The organism is Bellilinea sp., assembly GCF_053501535.1.
Genome location: NZ_JBRCOK010000069.1, coordinates 36178 through 54374, shown reverse-complemented (window position 1 = coordinate 54374; position 18197 = coordinate 36178). Strand labels below are relative to the sequence as shown.

Sequence of the window (18197 nt, the reverse complement as noted above, 5' to 3'; positions counted from 1 at the left end):
GGATACCCGCATGTCTTTTGAAAACCCGCTTATTCTGGGGATTGTGTTGGCAGGGAGCGGCTTGCTTTTTTGGCTTGCCGCTGCCGGACTGATTCGCTGGGTATCCCGTCCTCATCATCGCCTGTCTGTTGATCCTCTGCCGCCTGAAACCGACAACCCCACCGCTGAGCCGCTGTTGATCGTTGAAACCGGCGGGAGGCTGGCCTGGATCAACGCTGCTGGACGGCAGTTGTTTGGCTTGAAGGAAGGCGAATCCGCCGGGCTGGAACGTCTGGCTCGCAAAACTCGCCCGGCAAATGGCCTGTTGAATCTCTGTGCTGCGGATGGTCAGGCCCGCCTGATTGTCGAAGGAAAGGTACTGGAGGCCAGTTCTCAGTCTTTGCCGTTTGGTCAGCAGGGTTTGAGGTTAATCACTTTCCGTTCCGCAGAAAGCGGCGCGGTGATCGGTGCAGCCCAACCCGGCTTGCTGCCAGCCCAAACCTTGCAGGTCTTTCTCGATCTGACTCAGGCAATGGCTGCCAGCCTGGATGTGGAAGAAACCCTTTTTTCGATTCTGGATAATTTAGACCGCCTGGTGCCAGCCGACCTGCGCGAAATCAATTTGTACGATGAGGACAGCCAGACGTTCACTCCCTATCGTATGCTGGCAATGGCGGATGGTGAACGCAGCTTGCTGCTTGCCGGCGAACGCTACAGCCGGGAAGAGGGTCTTTCAGGAGTGATTGCTGCTTCGCGCCAGCCTTTGATGGTGGCGGATCTGGATCAGGCATCCGAATTAAGCACGGTGATTGACCGGCGCAAGTATCCGGTGCAGTCATTTTTGGGTGTGCCGCTGGTGGTGGGCCAGCAGTTAATCGGCACACTGGAACTGGCTTCTTTTACTGCGGATGCCTTTCAGCCGCAAGATCGCGACCTGCTGACCCTCATCTCCGGGCAGGTTGCGGTTGCCATTCATAATGCGCTGCTTTATCGCCAGGAGCAGCGCCGCACGGCAGAACTGAACGGTCTGGCGCAGCTGGCGCAGGCTTTCAGTTCGGTTCGCGACACGCGCGGGTTGTTCGAACGTCTGGTGAGCGCCATTCAGCCGTTGGTGCGGGTGCAGGTGCTGGGGTTTTTACTGTACAATGAAGCCACCCGCACGCTGCAGGCTCAAGTACCTTTCGCCGGTATTCCCGAACAGTTTTTAGATATGTACCGCATTGCGGTACCGGCCGGCAGCCCGTTGGAAACTGCCCTGCTGGCTCAGGATGTGCTGATCAGCGACAACGCCGCCGAGGATGAGCGCTGGATCGAGCTGGGCCTGCAGCCCACAGCCATTGCCGCCGGCTTGCGCGATACGGTGATGATGCCTTTGACGGTCAGCGGGCGGGTGTTGGGCTACCTGCAGGTGGCCAATCATGTACAGGAAGTCAGTGGGTTTAATCAGGATGAGCTGCACCTTTTGATGATTGTTGCCAATCAGGTGGCGCCGATCATTGACAATGCCGCTCTGCTGCAGCAATCGCGTTTGCGGGCGCAACGGGCTGAGGGTTTACGGCGTATTGCCAGTTTGTCCAGCTCAGCGGCGACCCTCGATGAGATTCTCAAATTTTCCCTGCAGGAACTGGTGCGCCTTTTGCAGGCAGATGTGGCTGCGGTATTTTTGCTGGATCAAAACCGGGTTGTCCTGCAATTGCACCGTCCTTCGCACTATGGCGGGGTGGGGGATGTACCGGAACGTTTCACCCGCCTTTTGGCGGAGGATGTTCAGTTCCCGTTTACGTCTGCCGGCAGTCAGCACATCATTCAACTAAACCAGTCGGTGGAGGAAAAGCCGATTGTTCCGTTCTACCAGCAGTTGATTCAATCGTGGAAAATTGAATCGCTGATTGTGGTGCCGTTGGTGGTGCGGGATGAGGGCATTGGGGAGATCTGGATTGCGAGCCGCCAACCCAACTTTTTTGACCCCGGCGATGTGCAGTTGATGGCAACGGCTGCCGGACAGCTGGCAGGGGTGGTTGAGCGTAGTTACCTGTTGATGCAAACCGATGAAACCCTGCGGCGGCGGGTAGAGCAGATGACCTCGCTGACCCGCATCACCCGTGAGTTAAGTACCTCGCTGGATTTGAAATACCTGCTGCAGCTGGTCTATGACGAAGCTCTGCGCACTACCCGCGCTGACTGCGGCACCATCCTGTTTTTTGAACTGGATCAATCACCGGAGGCAGCGCCGCAAATCCGTTTTTCGGTGGGTGACCCGCCGCCTGTTGAACTTTCCTCGTTGGAATTGCAGGTGATTGCCAGCGGCATGGGGTATGTACTGCGCGACATGAATAACCCCGATTTTCGCCTCCCGCATGAGGGCATCCAGTCGGTTTTGTTGGTGCCCATCTACTATCAAGACCGGGCAGGCGGGCTGATCGCTCTGCACAGTTTTGAGGCCGATCATTTTGACGAGTCGGCGATGGATATTGCCCAATCGCTGGCGGCGCAAGCGACCATTGCGCTTTCCAATGCGGTGCATTACGAGGAACAGGCCCGGCGCGGTACATTGCTCAAACGCCAGCTGGATACGCTCAGTGAGCTGTATCAGGTTGCGCGCTTCCTGCGCCCCAATCAGCCGCTGGAAAAGGGGCTGGAAGCCATTGCCGAAGCCATTGTGGACGCCACACCCTTCCGTGCCGTGTTGATCAGCGTCTATGACCCGGCCGGTAATTGTTTGCACCGCGTGGCGCAGAAAGGCATTTCTGCTGAAATGTGGGAGGAACTGCGCTCGCGGGTGCAGCCCTGGCGCGGCATCCTGCAGTTATGTCAGCCGGAGTACCGCGTGGGGGATTTGTATTTCATCCCCGCTGATAAGCAGCCGCTGGTGCCGGAGGAGGTTCACACTATCACGGTGCTGCCGACCAGCGAGCGACAAGCGGAATACCTGTGGAATGCCGATGACTTTTTGCTTGCGCCGTTGTTTGACTCAAACGGCGAGCCGCTGGGATTGATCAGTGTGGACGACCCGCGCGATGCCCGCCGCCCTGACCGCCCAACGCTGGACGCGGTGGAAATTTTTGCGGTGCAGGCGGCTTTGCTGATCGAAAATCACCGGCATTTTGAAAAGACTCAAACGGAGCTGCAACACCTGAGGCAGGAAAATGATCAGCTGAGCCAATCGGCTCAGGCAGCCCGTCAGCAAATTCCGGAGTTGCTGCACCGGCAGGTTGAAAATATGGTGGAAATTCGCCGCCTGTTTCGGCAGGTGGAGCGCGTGCGGGCGGGTTTGGAGATCGCCGCGCAGGCCAGTTTACAGCAGGATACCCGCGCTGCGCTGGTCAGCATGGGACGGGCATTGCTGGAACATTTTGGGCTGCAAACCGCGCTGGTTGCAGAAGGCGATGCCTCGGGCGCACGCTTGATTGAAGTGCTGGGCGAAATTCCACCCGGCAGCAACCCCGAAGCGTTATTCGGTCAACGTAACCCGCTGCGTCAGGCTTTGGCGGATGGGCGCTTAATTCTAACCCCGCAGGTAGAGGAGGATGGTGTCTGGCGCGGGACACCCCTGCTCAACGGTCTTGGCAGCCGCAGTTTTGTCGTGTTTCCTTTTGAAGTATCCTCTGACCGCCGCGCCGCTGTGATGGTTTGTGGCAGCGAACCCATGGAACCGTTTGAAGCCGGGGATGTTCAGGTTTACGAACAACTCTGCCGCCAGGTCAGTATCAGTCTGCAGAATCTTGAATTGCTTGCCGAAACCCGTCGCCGCCTGGGGGATGTCAATTTGCTGCTCGAATTCAGCCGAAAATTGGGTAGTTTGGATACCGGCAGTATCCTGCAAAGCCTGCTGGAAAGCGCCATGCAGGTGTTGCCTTCCGCAGACGCTGGATGGGTGGGATTGATCGAGGAAAACGGCGGTTGGATTTTACCCGTGCATGCACGCGGATACAGTGATGTCGAAGCTTTACTGCAAATCCGCTACAATCCTGAGCGGACACCGCCGCCGCTGCCGCTGCGCGTCGTTCAAACCGGCAATCCCCTGCGGGTAAATGAAATTCATTTTGCTGAGGATTACAACCTCTCGGCTGAAGATTTAATCCGGTATCAAAAAGCCAGCCGGGCAAGGCTGCCCATCTCGGTTTTGGCGCTGCCAATTCGCCTTGCAGAACGTTGTATGGGAGTGCTGGTACTGGAAAATTTCGACCAGGCTGAGGCGTTTAGCGCCGAACATGAAAGTCTGGCGCTCTCGCTGGCGCAGCAGACCGCGCTTGCACTGGAAAATGCGCGCCTGTTCCGCTCCATCCAACAGCGCACGGCGCAGTTACAGGCGCTGACGCAGGCATCTTCAACGATTACCTCCAGCCTGCAAAGTGATGCTCTGATTGCTGGCCTGCTGGAGCAGTTGCAAAGAGTAGTTCCGTTCGATACGGCAACGCTCTGGCTGCGCAAAGGAGATTTCATTGAGGTGGCTGCCGCGCGGGGATTTGATGACGATCAGGCGCGCCTTGGACTGACTGCCCGCGTTGAGGATAGTGTACTGTTCCAGGAAATGAGCCGTTCAGGGGTGGCGATTTCGGTGCCGGACGTGCGTACCGATGCCCGCTTTACCCGCTTGCTGGTGCCGGAGTATCTTTCCTGGCTGGGCATACCCCTGATTGCCAAGTCGGAATTAATTGGCGTAATTGCGCTGGAAAAACGGGATGCCAGTTTTTACACGGAGGATTATATACAGGCGGCCATGACCTTTGCCGGTCAGGCGGCGGTGGCATTAGAAAATGCGCGTCTGTTCGAAGAAAGCCAGCGCCGGGCCGCTGAACTGGATCAACGCTCCAGCCGTCTGGCTTTGCTGAATCGCTTTTCAGCGGATTTAGGCGCTTCGCTGGAAGTGCTGCCCATTCTCCAGCTGACCTGTGAGCGGCTGGCGGATGCGCTGGATATTAGCCGTGCAGCTGCTTTATTGATCGGTGAAGAGGATCAGTTGATTCTGGCGGCTGAAAACCCGCCTGCGGAGGATGCCCTGCCGCTTACTGTGCCAATGATTCCGCTCATCGAGCAGCTGCGCGATTCGCAGGGCGTCTTTAATACCGAAGATGTTGAAGAGGAACAGGAATTGACCGAATGGCGGGCGGCTTTTCTTGACAGCCGCAAGGTGCGCGCTTTGGTCATTATCCCGCTGGTCAGTGGACAGGAAATTTCCGGTTGGCTGCTGCTGCAATCAGAAGAAAAGCGCCGCTTTTCGGCCCAGGAAATTGAACTGGTGCGCACCATCAGCAATCAGGCGGCAATTGCCCTGCAGAATGCCCGCCGTTTTGAGGAAATCCGCTCGCTCAAAGAAGACCTGGAGCGCCGGGTGGAGGAACGCACCGCCGCTCTGAGTCTGGAACATCACAAATCCCGGACGATGCTGAAAGTGACCACTGAACTATCCGCCAGTCTGGATATTCAACAGGTGCTCAGCCGTTCGTTGAGTGTTTTGAATGAAGCGCTGGATATCGAGGAAAGCCTGATCATCCGCGATGCCGGGCGGGTCGTTGTTCAGGCCGGTCAACATCTGGAAAGTTTGGCATTCTCGGAAGGACATGCCATCGAGCACCAGATTCACCAGTACCTGATGCGGGTGAGAAAACCCCTCTGGATTGAGGATGTCCATCAGGATTCACGCTGGCAAATGGAGCCGCATCATCCGCCGGCTTACCACAGTTTGGCGGCCATTCCTTTGATTCTGGGAGAGGAGTCGCTGGGTACCCTCATGCTCCTGCATCGGGAAAAGGGGCACTTCCAGCCGGAACAGGCCGGCCTGCTGGAAGGGATTGCCCGGCAGATTGCCATTACCCTCAACAATGCTGAACTGTTTGGTCTGATCCGCGATCAGGCTGAAAACCTGGGAGCCATGTTGCGCGACCAGCAAATTGAAGCTTCCCGCTCGCGCGGCATTCTGGAAGCCGTGGCGGATGGCGTGATTGTTACGGATGTCAATCAGACCATTACCCTGTTCAATGACTCGGCCGAAGCGATATTGGAAGTGAATAGCAGCAAGGTGATCGGTAAGCCGCTCCAACAGATTGCACCCTCCTTTGAAGGAACCGGCAGCCAGTGGATGGCGGTCATCCAGCGCTGGTCGGAGGGAAGTTATCCTGCGGCGGGGGAGGCTTACGCTGAACAGATCACCCTCACCAATGGGCGGGTGGTCGCCCTTCATCTGGCGCCGGTCATCTGGCGCAATGAATTTCTCGGTACGGTTTCCATCCTGCGCGATATGACCCATCAGGTGCAGGTGGAACGCTTGAAATCTGAGTTTATTGCCAACGTTTCTCACGAGTTGCGCACGCCGTTGACTTCCATTAAAGGGTACACCGATATCCTTCTGATGGGCGCTGGCGGCGAGTTGACCGATAAACAGGTTCACTTCATTGAAATCCTGCGGGAAAATGCGGAGCGCCTGAACGTTCTGGTCAATGATTTGCTGGATGTCTCGCGCATTCAATCCGGTAAAGTCATGCTTGAAGCCCAACCTCTCGATTTGCGCGCCCTGGCGGAGGAAATTCTCGGCGAGATGCGCCAGCGTTCGGCTGAAACCGGCAAGCCGATGCACTTTTTGCTGGAAGCGCCGCCGTCCTTGCCGTATGCGCGCGGGGATCGCGAACGCACCCTGCAAATTTTGCGCAGCCTGGTCAGCAATGGTTTCAATTACACCCCCGAAAACGGACGGGTTGCAGTGCGCATTTCAACGCTCGAACATGAGGTGCAAGTAGATGTCATTGACAATGGCATCGGTATTCCACCCAAAGATCATGGCCGTATTTTTGACCGTTTTTACCGTGGTGAAAATCCCCTGGTAATGGCAACTCCCGGCACTGGCCTGGGACTGGCGCTTTCCAAAATTCTGGTGGAAATGCAGGAAGGCCGCATCTGGTTTTCGTCCACCGGTGTACCCGGTGAGGGCAGTGTGTTTTCCTTCACACTGCCAATCTATCCATTGGAAGGTTGAGTGAAGATGGCAAAGATTTTAGTGGCTGAGGATGAAAAGGATATCCGCGATTTGCTGACATTCACTTTGCAGTTTGCCGGTCATACGGTCATCACCGTGACCAATGGGGAGGAGGCCTGGCAGGCAGCTCCCAGCGTGCTGCCGGATTTGATTTTGATGGATGTGCGCATGCCGCGTATGACCGGTTACGAGGCCTGTGAACGCATCAAGGCTGACCCGCAGACTGCGCACATTCCGGTGGTCTTTCTTTCTGCCAAAGGACAGGAAGCGGAGATTCAGCAAGGACTGCAAGCCGGCGCCAGCGAGTATTTATTGAAGCCCTTTGCGCCGGATGAGTTGACCCGCCGGGTGGCGGAGTTGCTGGAACGCTTTGCCCAAAAGAAGTAACCATGAGCGCAATCCTGATTGAGCAAGATATTATCCATTACGAAGTGCTGGGACGCGGTCGCCCCATTCTCTTTCTGCATTCATGGGTCGGTTCATGGCGCTACTGGATTCCGATGATGCAGGCCGCTTCGGTTGGCTACCGCGCTTACGCCCTGGATCTGTACGGTTTTGGCGACAGCGCCAAGAATCGGCAGTACTCTCTTGCAGCTCAGGCCGGACTGATTGAGGCGTTTCTGGAAAAACTGGGTATTGGCCGGGTGGCAATTGTCGGGCACGGTTTGGGGGCATTGGTGGGGCTGCTGTTTGCCTTGCGCCATCCGGGTGTGGTGGATCGGGTCATGGCGGTTGGTTTTCCGCTGGATGAAAACATGATCAGCGGGCGGCTGCGCAATACCTCACCGGTTGATCTTGCGGAGGGTATGTTGGGCAAGACACCGCTCAGCGAACCGGTTACGACAGATGCCGCCAAAACCGATCCGGCTGCGATTCTGGGTTCGCTGAGTGATGTGGTGCTGCAATACGCAGGCGGCTTGTGGGCAAAACTGAATACCGCCTGTCTGCTGGTACACGGCAGCCGCGATTCACTGGTTCAGCCGCCGCGTCTGGATCAGATTGAAAAATTGCCCGAACATGCCCATCTCATTCAATTTGAGGAGGGCGGGCATTTTGTGATGCTGGACGACAGCAGCAAATTCAACCGGCTGATGAACGACTTTCTCAGCCTGCCTTCGGGGGAAAGCCCGCAGCAACTACAGTTAAAGGAAGAGTGGAAGCGCCGGGTACGCTAATCGGCAGAGAAACCCCCTGTCTGTCTCTTACGGCAGACAGGGGGTTTTCGATCCCATTCTTATTTCTGGATCCTAGAAAGGCTCAGGAAGTTTGAGTCAGGCGCGGTTTGACCTGTTCCTGAAAGGTTTTCAGGCAGCGTTCGCGTTCACCCTGCGTTTCGGCATTGCAAGAGAAAATCAAATAATCCACACCAGCCTGCTGGTATTGGTGTATCTGCTGAGAGATCTGCTCCGGTGTGCCGCTGAAAGGCTGATCGGTGCTGATTGCGGGGGAAAATTGCAGGCGAGCGCGCATACACACCGTAAAAGGACGATTGAGGATCAGCGGGCGCACCGATTGGAGTGCGGAGCGGATCTGTTCGACCGGCTGGGTGTTGGGATGCCAGCCGTCGGCGAAATAGACTGCGCGTTTGAGCGCGATGGGCGAATCGCCGGCTACCCAGAGGGGCGGCCCCCCGGGTTGAACGGGTGGCGGTGAAAGGACAACCTTTTCAAACCGGTAGTAAGTTCCGGAAAAGGAGATCACCTTGCCGCCCCGCCAAAGGGTGCGCAGCACTTTCAGGGCTTCGTCCATGCGTTTGCCGCGGTTGTGAAATTCGTAACCCAGATTGGCATATTCGCCCGCCGACCAGCCGATTCCTGCTGCCAGAATCACCCTCCCGCCGCTCAAGGCATCCAGCGTGGCAAGTTCTTTACCGACTTCCAGCGGGTTGCGTTGGGGCAGCACCAGCGCAGAAATTCCCAGGCGAATCTGGCGCGTGCTGGCCGCCAGATAACTGAGGGTGGTAATGGCTTCGAAAATATGACCGAAACGCTCGGCATCCGCCTGCGGCAGTGCCAGATGATCGGTCACCCAAATCGAGTCAAAGCCCAGTTCTTCGGCTGCCAGGGCGGTATCTACGATGCTCAAACGGGTTGCGCCTTGACCGTAGGTTGGCAGGACGACGCCAAATTTCATGGCTTAAAAACCGTAAATATCGCGGTATTTGGTGTTCAGGTAACGGATATACGGCTGCGGGTCAATTTTTGAGCCGGTGACTTTTTCCACCAGTTCCTGCGGCTCGAACTTCGAGCCGTGTCGGTGGATTTTTTCCCTCAGCCAGCCCAGCAGCGCTGAAAACTCTCCGCGTTCAATCTGTTCTTCCAGATTGGGGATATCCTGCAGGATTTTCTCCCACAATTGCACCGAAATCAGATTGCCCAATGCATAGGTGGGGAAGTAGCCAATCATCCCGCCCGACCAGTGAATATCCTGCAATACACCCAGGCGGTCATTTGGAGGGGTGATACCCAGGTATTCTTTCATGCGGGTGTTCCAGGCTTCCGGCAGGTGTTTGACCTCCAGGCTGCCTTCCATGAGAGCGATTTCCAGTTCAAGGCGCAGCATGATGTGCAGATTGTAGGTGGCTTCGTCGGCCTCAACCCGGATGAAAGACGGTTCAACTTTGTTGATCGCCTTGTAGAACGCTTCCATGCTGACATTGCCCAATTGTTGGGGGAAGTACTCCTGCAGGCGCGGGTAGAAGAAGCGCCAGAAAGCGCGCGAACGCCCGACCAGATTTTCCCACATGCGGGACTGGGATTCGTGGACAGCCAGGGATGCCGCTCCACCCAGGGCGCTGCGGCGGTATTTCCAGTCAATGCCCTGCTGGTAGAGGGCGTGGCCGGTCTCGTGCATGGTGCCGAACAGGGCCGAGGGGAGTTGATCTTCGATGACGCGGGTGGTAATGCGTACATCGCGGATGCCAAAACTGGTGGTGAAGGGGTGGGCAGAGCGATCCTGCCGGCCGGCCTGCCAGTCGTAACCGAAGCGGGTGGCCACCTCTACACCAAAATTCCACTGTTTTTGATCGTCATACTTTAGATGCAGGAATGAATCATCCACCTGTGGACGGGTTGCAATTGCCTGAATCAGTTCAACCTGTTGGGGGCGCAGGCGGGCAAAAATTTCCTGCACTTCCGCAGTTTTCAGCCCGGGTTCAAAATCGTCCAGCAGGGGGTCGTATACATGATCGTAAGGAGCGAAGTAACTGGCGTATTCCCGGCGCAGTTCGACAATCTTTTCCAGATGCGGCTGAAACAAAGCAAAGTTCGATTCGCTGCGTGCCTGCACCCACGCACCCTGCGCCATGGTCGTTACACGGGCATATTCTGCAACTTTTTCAGCCGGCACGCGGGTCTGTTTGTCGTACTCGCGTTTAGCCAGTTTAATCAGACGGGCATCATCGGAATCGGGGTCAAGGGTTTGAGCATAAGGAACCAGTTCATCCAGCAATTTACCCACTTCGTCCGAGGTGGCCATCTCATGCACCAGCCGGGAAAGGGTAGCCATCTGCTCACCGCGTTCTTCTGCACCTTTGGGGGGCATGTAGGTTTGCTGATCCCATCCCATCAGTGCGCCGATCATCGAAAGATCCCAGATGGTCGCCATTTTTTCTTTGAGGAGGTTCAATTTTTCCTGCATGGGTGATCCTTTCTTCAAAAAAATTTGAGCGGGGAGTTGAACTGCCCCGCTCCATTCTACCTAAAAATCAGGCAACTTTCCAGCGTAACGGTTCGCCTTTTAGGGCGGCCAGAACTTCGGTGGCAATGTCCTCGGCGGCGCGCACCTGCGCCTCCACCGTTTGAGCGCCAATATGCGGCGTGCAGACCACACGCGGGTGTGAAACAAGGGGTGTAACGCCGGGCGGTTCCACGGCAAACACATCCAGACCGGCGCCGGCTACTTTGCCGGATTCCAGGGCAGCCAGTAAAGCTTCTTCATTAACCACGCCGCCGCGGGCTGCGCAGATGAGGTACACGCCGTCTTTCATTTTGGCAAAGGCATCTTCGTTGATCAAATTACGGGTGGTGTCGTTGAGGGGGGTGTGAATGGAAATGATGTCGGACTGCTCCAGGAGATCATCGAGGGTGGAGGAGCAGCCGCAGCGTTGTTCAATTTCTTCACGGGTGCGAAGCGGGTCGTAGGCGATGACGTTCATTTCAAAGGCACTGGCGCGCTGCGCCACTGCCGAGCCAATACGCCCAAAACCAATGATGCCCAAGGTTTTGCGCCACAATTCACCGCCTTCCATTTCTTTTTTCAGCCATTTTCCGGCTTTCATCCCGGCATCGGCGCGTGGGATTTCACGCAGGACCGCCAACATCAGCCCCATGGTCAGTTCGGCCACGGCAATGGTGGTTGCGGTGGGGGAATTGACCACAGTCACCCCTTTGGCTTTGGCGGCATTCAGGTCAATGTTATCCACTCCAACGCCAGCGCGGCCGACGACTTTGAGATTCTTCCCCGCTTCGAAGACGGCAGGGGTCACTTTGGTGCGTCCACGCACGATCATCGCATCATAATTACCAACGACCTCCAGCAGTTCCTCTGCCGAAATTCCGGAGTGGTTATCCACTGTGGCAAATTGCCTCAAAATTGCCTGCCCGTTTTCTTCCAATCCATCGGTCAGCAAGACTTTCCATTCACTCATGACAGGTACTCCTTCTTCCGTTGTAGATGGGATTATGGAAATGCGGGGAGAACCCCCTCTGACATTGTACCTTAAGTAATCTGCAAGACAGGGATTCTAGATGAAAATCATCCCCCAATCCTGACGAATATCCCGCCGAAAGAGCTTCATTTGTCCAGTTCCTCGATCAGTTTCAAACAGGCATCGTCGGTGGGATTGGGCTGGTAGGAGGTGTTGAACCAGGTTTGCAGGATTTCGCGTGCCACTGCTTCGCTGGTCAAGCGCAGGGAAAGACACAAAATATTGGCATTGTTCCACAATCGCGCGCCGCGGGCCGTTTCAGCATCCACACACAGGGCAGCACGGATGCCGCGCACTTTATTGGCTGCCAGGCTGACGCCTGTGCCGGTCCAGCAAAACAAAATGCCCTCGTCGGCTTTGCCATGCGCCACTTCTTCGGCAACGCGCCGGGCGACCACCGGCCAGGAGTGCTGCGGCTGACCGGGCGGGTCTTCCGATCGAGGACCGTGGTAGGTAACGGTGTGACCCATTTTCTCCAGCTCCGCCAGCACTACCCCAACGACATGATGATATTCGTCGGCTGCAACCGATAATTTCATAACTCACCTCCTGTGTTAAAATTGCGCCGGATGAAATTTTGCCTGCATTCCCGTTTGCTTCAATCCGAACCGATGCGCCGCTGCCGGTTGACAGAATGCCGGGCGGCTTGTTGTGTTTATGGTGTCTGGCTGGATTGGGCGGAATGGGAAGAGATTCAGCTTTACGCGCCATTAATCATACCGCATATGCCGCCTGATTTGAATGATCCGCGCGGGTGGGTGGACGGCAGGGTGGAGGACGACCCTTTTACTCCCAGCCGGCGGGTGATTCACAGCCGGGTGCTGCCGGATGCCGGCCATTACGGCGGTTCAGCCTGTGTCTTCTTGCGGGATGATTCGAGATGTGCGCTTCAGGTAGCCGGTGAACAGGCCGGGCTGCATCCGTGGCGCTTCAAGCCGTTTTATTGTATTCTGCACCCGCTGGATTTAAGCGAGGATGGCCAGATTACGCTGGACGAACGGGAAGCGCTGCTGGACGAACCGGGCAGCTGCCTGCGTCCCAGCGAGAATGTTCAGCCGTTGGTGAAAGTGTTTGAGCCGGAATTACGCTATCTGCTGGGCATGGATGGCTGGCAGGTGTTGCTTCAAGAAATCAACGAACCTGATAGATAACCACCTGCGGCTGATTCGATACCGTGTAGAGCCGGTCATCCTGCCCAAAATCCATGCCAAACACAACACCCGGCACATTGATGGTGCGCAGATACTGCCCATCCGGGTTGAATACCATGATTCCTTTGATGTCGCTGACGTAAATCCGTCCCTGCGAATCGACCGCTATGGCATTGATTGCTCTGAACTGACTGGCGTCCTCCCCGCCGCTGCCGAAGCGGTTGAGGTACTTGCCATCCGGCGAGTACTTGAAAACACTGGAAACAAAGCTGCCCGCCAGATAAAAATTACCCAACCCGTCCCCGCCAAGATAAGCACTCAATTCACTTTCGCCGGCTACACTTTCAATGGCGTCCTTAACCATCCATTCAATCGTGCCGTCCGGGTTCAGCACGGCCAAATCGTCACCGTTGGCAACCACCGCTAATTGATTGTTGCTGGTGAGGTAAACATCACTGATCGAAAGTCTATCCACTTGTAGGGGGGACAATTCCTCGCCATTCGCCATGTTGCGGCGGTGAATCATGCCGTCATAAACAACATATAAAATGCCATCGCGGCTGACAGCCAGGGAGTGAATGGTTGGTTTACTGGAAGCGCTAAATTGTTTGGAACTTTCTTCGATCCAAAGGTTGAGAAAATTACCCTGTCCGTCGAACTGTTGTACTCGGCCCGAACGGTAATCGCTGACATAAATATTCCCCTGGCTGTCCACAGCGATGCGGCGGGGGTCATCAAAGGTGCCCTCACCAATGCCCTGTTTGCCGAATACCAATATCACCCGGTCGCGGGCAAAGGGATTCAGCGGCTGCCACCAGCTTTCCAGCGGACCGCCGTCCGAGACCAGCGCCCAAAACAAAATTCCAAGGGTTAACAAAGAAACGAGAGTGATAATCAGGAAAGTCAGGCAGCCACTGATAGCGAAAACAGATGCAGCCCCTTTGGCGATTCTGGCAGTTTGTTGATTGCTCAAACGGACGGGTTGTTCCAGCAGGCTGGCAGCCGTCTGCAAGGCGGCCATCGCGCGGCGGGCATCCTCTAAACCTGCTCCGGTCAACTGACGGTAGCGGCGCAAAGCTTCTTCCTCTTCACCATTGCCAATCAGTTCCAGAATTTGTTGGGCATCCTCACCGTTCAGGGTGACCGCCTGGCTGGAAAAACGGTTTTCAACTTCGCCGATTTGTACAATCTGCCCCTGCTCCATCTGGTCAATGATGCGGCGCGCCTCGGCGTCATCCATGGCAAGTTCTTTCAGCAGCAATTGGACGGCTTCTTCTTTGCGTCCCGCACGGGTCAGGTTGGCGGCTTGCCGCAGCGAAGTGGCCAGTTCGGGCAGATTGAACAGGCTTTCTGCCGGGGTAAGGATCGGTTCAGCGGATGGAGACCGCCGTAATTCGGGCGGAACGATGACGGAGGAATGGCAGTAGGCACAGGAAATGACGCCTTGATCTTGAGCGGGTTCTTGCAGCGGGGCCGCGCAGTTTGGGCAGTGAAAGGTTTTACTCATCGGAGATTCTCACTTACTCCCCTTGTCCCAGTGAGTAGGCGCGTTCGCCTTCAAAGGTATAGAGGTGTTCCGTTTTGATGATTTGAAAACCGGCTTCATACAACTGGCCGAGCAATTCCAAAATCTGGCGGTAATCCACTTCTCGTTCGGCGGTGAAACGGCAGCGCCAGTGATCGGTACAGAAGGTTTCCGGGAAGCCGCCGGGATAGACTTTCACACCGCGGTTGGTGATCAGCCGCAGGGGCAATGCCTGAGGGGCCAGCGCGGCTAGACGTTCTCCCAATACTTGTGGGCTGCGGTTGTCCTCGTCCCAGTCCAGAAAGACATCCACACCGACCAGCTGCTTGCAGCACGGCGGCGCGCTTTTCAGCGGGGGCATCTGAATGCCTCCGCTGTGAAAATGAGCCGGCGGCAGGATTTGGGGCTGCTGCCCCAGCCGGTCAATGACCGCCTGTGCAAATTCCTGCGTACCGACCCGCTTTTGACTGATGCCGATGCGGTAAATATCAATGGTGTGGATGCCGTCCTCGAGGGTGCGCAGCCAGGCGTTGTGAATTAATTGGGCTGATTCGGCTAACCCCAGATGTACCAGCATTTGAACGGCGGCTTGCAACAAACCGGAGGGGTTGGCGATCCCTTTGCCGGCAATATCCGGCGCGGAGCCGTGAATGGCTTCGAACATCGCAAAGCCGCGCCCGACATTGGCAGAACCGGCCAGCCCGACCGAACCGGCCACCTGAGCCGCCACATCCGAGAGGATGTCGCCGTACAGGTTGGGGGTGACGATGACATCCAGCACTTCCGGCTGGGCAGCCACCCGCGCCGTGCCAATGTCAATGATCTGGTGTTCGGCTTGTATTTCGGGATATTCGGCGGCAATTTCGTTAAACAAACGATGAAAAAGCCCGTCGGTGATCTTCATGATGTTGTCTTTGGTCATGCAGGTGACTTTGCGGCGGCCGTAAGCACGGGCGTATTCAAAGGCGTAGCGGATGATGCTCTCGCTGCCGGGCCGGCTGATCAGCTTGAGCACCTGGGTTACCTCGGCGGTCTGCTGGTATTCGATGCCGCCGTACAGGTCTTCCTCGTTTTCTCGGATGATGACTACATCCATGCCCGGAAAAGCCGAGGTCACAAAAGGGGCGTAGGCTTTGCAAGGACGGATGTTGGCAAACAGCCCCAGCGACTTTCGCAGGGTAACATTAATGCTTTTGAAACCGCCGCCCTGTGGGGTGGTGAGGGGTGCTTTGAGCAGAACGCGGTTGCGCCGGATGACTTCCCATGCCGAATCGGGTATGCCGGATGTGACTCCCTGCCGGTAGATTTTTTCACCGATTTCGATTTCATCATACTCCAGCGGCGCACCAGCGGCTTGTATTATAGCCAGCACGGCTTCCATGATTTCCGGCCCGATTCCATCGCCGCGCGCAATGGTGATGCGTGTGTTTTCGCCCATCCTTTATCCTTTTTGACAAGAATTGTTTTCTCTTATGATAACGGTTTATAGATGATTTTTCCACTCCAATTTATGGTGATTATTTGGATAAATCAAAAGCGAGAAATTGCAGAGTGTTTGTAAGCCGTCCAAAGGGTACCTCTCGTATAATTAGAGTATGCTTTCCCCTAAAAACAAAATTGATTTTCTTCTCGGTTTAGCGGTCTTGTGCATTGGCGGCTTTAGTCTGGCGGCCTGTGCCGGGCGAGGGGTGCCCGGTTCGTGGCTGCTGACGCCGGTGGATCAGCCGGTGGTGGTCAGCGCCACCCCCCAACCCTCACCGACCGAAACGCTCGCACTGGAGGAGATTCCCACCCTTGCCCCGCCGCCGGTTACACTGGTTGCGGAGATCACCCTGCCGGCTGAACCCAGCCCGACCCTTTCAGCAACCGCCAGCGCCACCCTGCAGCCTACCGAAGCAGGCACGCCCACGTTTGGCCCCAGTCCGACCCGCACGCGCACGCCGACCCGCACGCGTTTCCCAACCCGCACACCCACCCCCAGCCGTACGCCTACCGTTACCCAAACACCGACCCCGCCGCTGGCATTCATGCGCATTCAAAAGCCGGGGCCGTATTCCAAGGTTTCTTCTCCCCTGCAGGTGGAAGCGCTGGTCAGCCCGGGGGAGGATGGTTATGTCTATGTGGAACTCATCGGCGAAGACGGGCGGGTGATTACCCGCCAGGCACTGGATTACCGTTCATTCATGAACCGTTATTTCTATATCAACCCGCAGGTGCCGTTTGAATTGAACACGGCGGCGGAAACGGCGCGGCTGGTGGTGCGCGTGCAAGACCGTTTTCAGCGTCCCATCTATCTCTGTTCGGTCGAGGTGGTGCTGATGCGGCTGGGCAGGAGTGAAATAACCGCCCCGCAAATTGTGCAGGAGCCGTATGTGGTGCGTTCTCCGCGCGAAGGGGCGCTCATCAGCGGCGGGGTACTGCGGGTGATTGGGCTGGCGCGGCTGGTCAATGATCGGCCGCTGATTTTCGAACTGGTGGATGAAAGCGGTCAACTGGTCAGTAATGCGGTCATTGAGCATTCGCAGCCCTACGGCGACCTGAGCCATGTACCGTTTGAGGTATTTATCCCTTATTCGGTGGAGAAAGAAACACCCGTCCGCCTGATCATCCGGCAGGAATCGGCTACCCGCATCCCCGGCACCGTGTGGCTTTCCAGTATGTTGCTTACCTTGCAGCCTTAGCCGCCGGTCATTTGTTGAAAACGCGGGTTGTCCCGCAACGCGTCCAGATCGGGGTCCTGCCGCGACCATTCGATCAACGAGGGGTCAATCTGTAAGGATTCTTCCAGCAAGTCCAATGCCTGAGTGTGATTGCCGGTGGCGGTCAGCAGGCAGGCCATATCGTAAAGCAGTACGGCGCGGCTTTTTCCCAATTCCGCAAGGGATGCGAGCTGCTGCAGGGCTTCATCTTGCAGCGAAGTGGCTTTGGAAAGGTTATTCAGTTTGCGGTAAGTGTGGACGAGATGGTGAATGACGTGAATATAACCATTCCCCAAGATATAAGAGAGGAGCGGAATGCCATTCCGCCATTGATAACGAGCGGGGTCGGTAATGTCCTCATCCTCAAATCGATTCAGGGCATCCTGCAGTGCGCGCATCGTATCTTCGGCTTCGCGCAGCAAAGCCGGCAGGGGGGTGTGCTGCTTTTCAAAGTAAACCTGCCGGTTGACCTCATCGTAAGGCGGATAAGACGGCGGCGGTTGATTTCGGAATGTATAAGCCAGCGTTTCGACCATTCTCTGCCGCCAGTAGGTGGTGTGAGCGAGGGAATCTTTGGGCGACCAGTTTTCAAAATTTCCTTCGGCGCTTCGTTCACCATCACTGAGGCTTTCAATCAGGTTCACTTCAGCCTGATAAGCCTTTCGCAGGAGTGAGCCGACCTTTTGAATTAGCGTTTTGCTCATAAAAAACCCTTTCTGCGGGTGCCGGTGGATTTACTCACCGATGATTTTTACCAGCACGCGTTTGCGCCGCCGGCCGTCGAACTCACCGTAAAAGATTTGTTCCCACGGCCCAAAATCGAGTTTGCCGTTGGTTACGGCAACCACCACCTCACGCCCCATGATTTGGCGTTTGAGGTGCGCATCGGCGTTGTCCTCCCCGGTATTGTTATGCCGGTACTGGCTGATGGGTTCGTGCGGGGCCAGTTGTTCCAGCCATCGTTCATAATCGGCGTGTAAACCCGATTCATCATCATTGATGAACACCGAGGCGGTGATGTGCATGGCGTTGACCAGGCACAAGCCTTCACGGATACCGCTTTCGCGCAGGCATTCTTCCACCTGCGGGGTGATGTTGACAAAACCGCGTCTGGAGGGGATGTTGAACCACAATTCTTTGCGGTAGGATTTCATTGAAGATCCTT

13 protein-coding genes are annotated in these 18197 nt (G+C 56.2%); 5 read left to right on the top strand and 8 right to left on the bottom strand.

The window, feature by feature from the left end:
- Window positions 1-10: 10 nt before the first annotated feature.
- From ACWIZX_RS07620 to ACWIZX_RS07610, 3 genes are read left to right on the top strand one after another with little or no spacing between them, the layout of a single operon-like run.
- The gene (locus tag ACWIZX_RS07620; protein WP_448335341.1) at window positions 11-6949 is read left to right on the top strand and encodes a GAF domain-containing protein; all 6939 of its coding nucleotides are present in this window, start codon (window positions 11-13) and stop codon (window positions 6947-6949) included.
- Between the two features lie 6 nt (window positions 6950-6955).
- Window positions 6956-7336: a response regulator transcription factor gene (locus ACWIZX_RS07615; RefSeq protein ID WP_322794281.1), complete on the top strand. Its 381-nt coding sequence runs from the start codon at window positions 6956-6958 to the stop codon at window positions 7334-7336.
- Between the two features lie 2 nt (window positions 7337-7338).
- Entirely contained in the window at window positions 7339-8124 is a 786-nt protein-coding gene (locus ACWIZX_RS07610) for an alpha/beta fold hydrolase (protein WP_322794280.1), read from the top strand.
- A gap of 82 nt (window positions 8125-8206) precedes the next feature.
- Here the strand turns inward: ACWIZX_RS07610 and ACWIZX_RS07605 are convergent, their stop codons facing one another.
- The 4 genes from ACWIZX_RS07605 to ACWIZX_RS07590 all read right to left on the bottom strand — a co-directional run bounded on the left by ACWIZX_RS07605 (window position 8207) and on the right by ACWIZX_RS07590 (window position 12196).
- Window positions 8207-9082, bottom strand: coding sequence for a TIGR03619 family F420-dependent LLM class oxidoreductase (locus ACWIZX_RS07605; protein ID WP_322794279.1), 876 nt, complete (start codon window positions 9080-9082; stop codon window positions 8207-8209).
- Between the two features lie 3 nt (window positions 9083-9085).
- Window positions 9086-10588 (bottom strand): carboxypeptidase M32, encoded by a 1503-nt coding sequence (locus ACWIZX_RS07600; RefSeq protein WP_448335340.1) that lies wholly within the window; start codon window positions 10586-10588, stop codon window positions 9086-9088.
- Between the two features lie 67 nt (window positions 10589-10655).
- Window positions 10656-11597: a hydroxyacid dehydrogenase gene (locus ACWIZX_RS07595; protein ID WP_448335339.1), complete on the bottom strand. Its 942-nt coding sequence runs from the start codon at window positions 11595-11597 to the stop codon at window positions 10656-10658.
- A gap of 146 nt (window positions 11598-11743) precedes the next feature.
- On the bottom strand, window positions 11744-12196 hold the full coding sequence (locus ACWIZX_RS07590; RefSeq protein WP_322791491.1) for an RpiB/LacA/LacB family sugar-phosphate isomerase: 453 nt from the start codon (window positions 12194-12196) through the stop codon (window positions 11744-11746).
- Between the two features lie 30 nt (window positions 12197-12226).
- On the opposite strand from ACWIZX_RS07590, the gene ACWIZX_RS07585 reads away from it, so the two are divergent.
- On the top strand, window positions 12227-12808 hold the full coding sequence (locus ACWIZX_RS07585) for a hypothetical protein (RefSeq protein WP_322791492.1): 582 nt from the start codon (window positions 12227-12229) through the stop codon (window positions 12806-12808).
- Here ACWIZX_RS07585 and ACWIZX_RS07580 read toward each other — a convergent pair.
- Window positions 12789-14315: a hypothetical protein gene (locus ACWIZX_RS07580; protein ID WP_448335338.1), complete on the bottom strand. Its 1527-nt coding sequence runs from the start codon at window positions 14313-14315 to the stop codon at window positions 12789-12791. The genes ACWIZX_RS07585 and ACWIZX_RS07580 overlap by 20 nt on opposite strands.
- Window positions 14316-14328: 13 nt before the next feature.
- Window positions 14329-15771 carry an NADP-dependent isocitrate dehydrogenase gene (locus ACWIZX_RS07575; protein WP_448335337.1) on the bottom strand — a complete coding sequence of 481 codons (1443 nt, stop codon included), beginning with the start codon at window positions 15769-15771 and terminating at the stop codon, window positions 14329-14331.
- Window positions 15772-15928: 157 nt separating this feature from the next.
- Here ACWIZX_RS07575 and ACWIZX_RS07570 point away from each other — a divergent pair, with 157 nt between their 5' ends.
- Window positions 15929-17014, top strand: coding sequence for a hypothetical protein (locus tag ACWIZX_RS07570; RefSeq protein ID WP_448335336.1), 1086 nt, complete (start codon window positions 15929-15931; stop codon window positions 17012-17014).
- Here the strand turns inward: ACWIZX_RS07570 and ACWIZX_RS07565 are convergent.
- The gene (locus ACWIZX_RS07565) at window positions 17011-17736 is read right to left on the bottom strand and encodes a TPR end-of-group domain-containing protein (RefSeq protein ID WP_322791496.1); all 726 of its coding nucleotides are present in this window, start codon (window positions 17734-17736) and stop codon (window positions 17011-17013) included. The genes ACWIZX_RS07570 and ACWIZX_RS07565 overlap by 4 nt on opposite strands.
- A gap of 30 nt (window positions 17737-17766) precedes the next feature.
- Window positions 17767-18186, bottom strand: coding sequence for a secondary thiamine-phosphate synthase enzyme YjbQ (locus tag ACWIZX_RS07560; protein WP_448335335.1), 420 nt, complete (start codon window positions 18184-18186; stop codon window positions 17767-17769).
- Window positions 18187-18197: the final 11 nt, after the last annotated feature.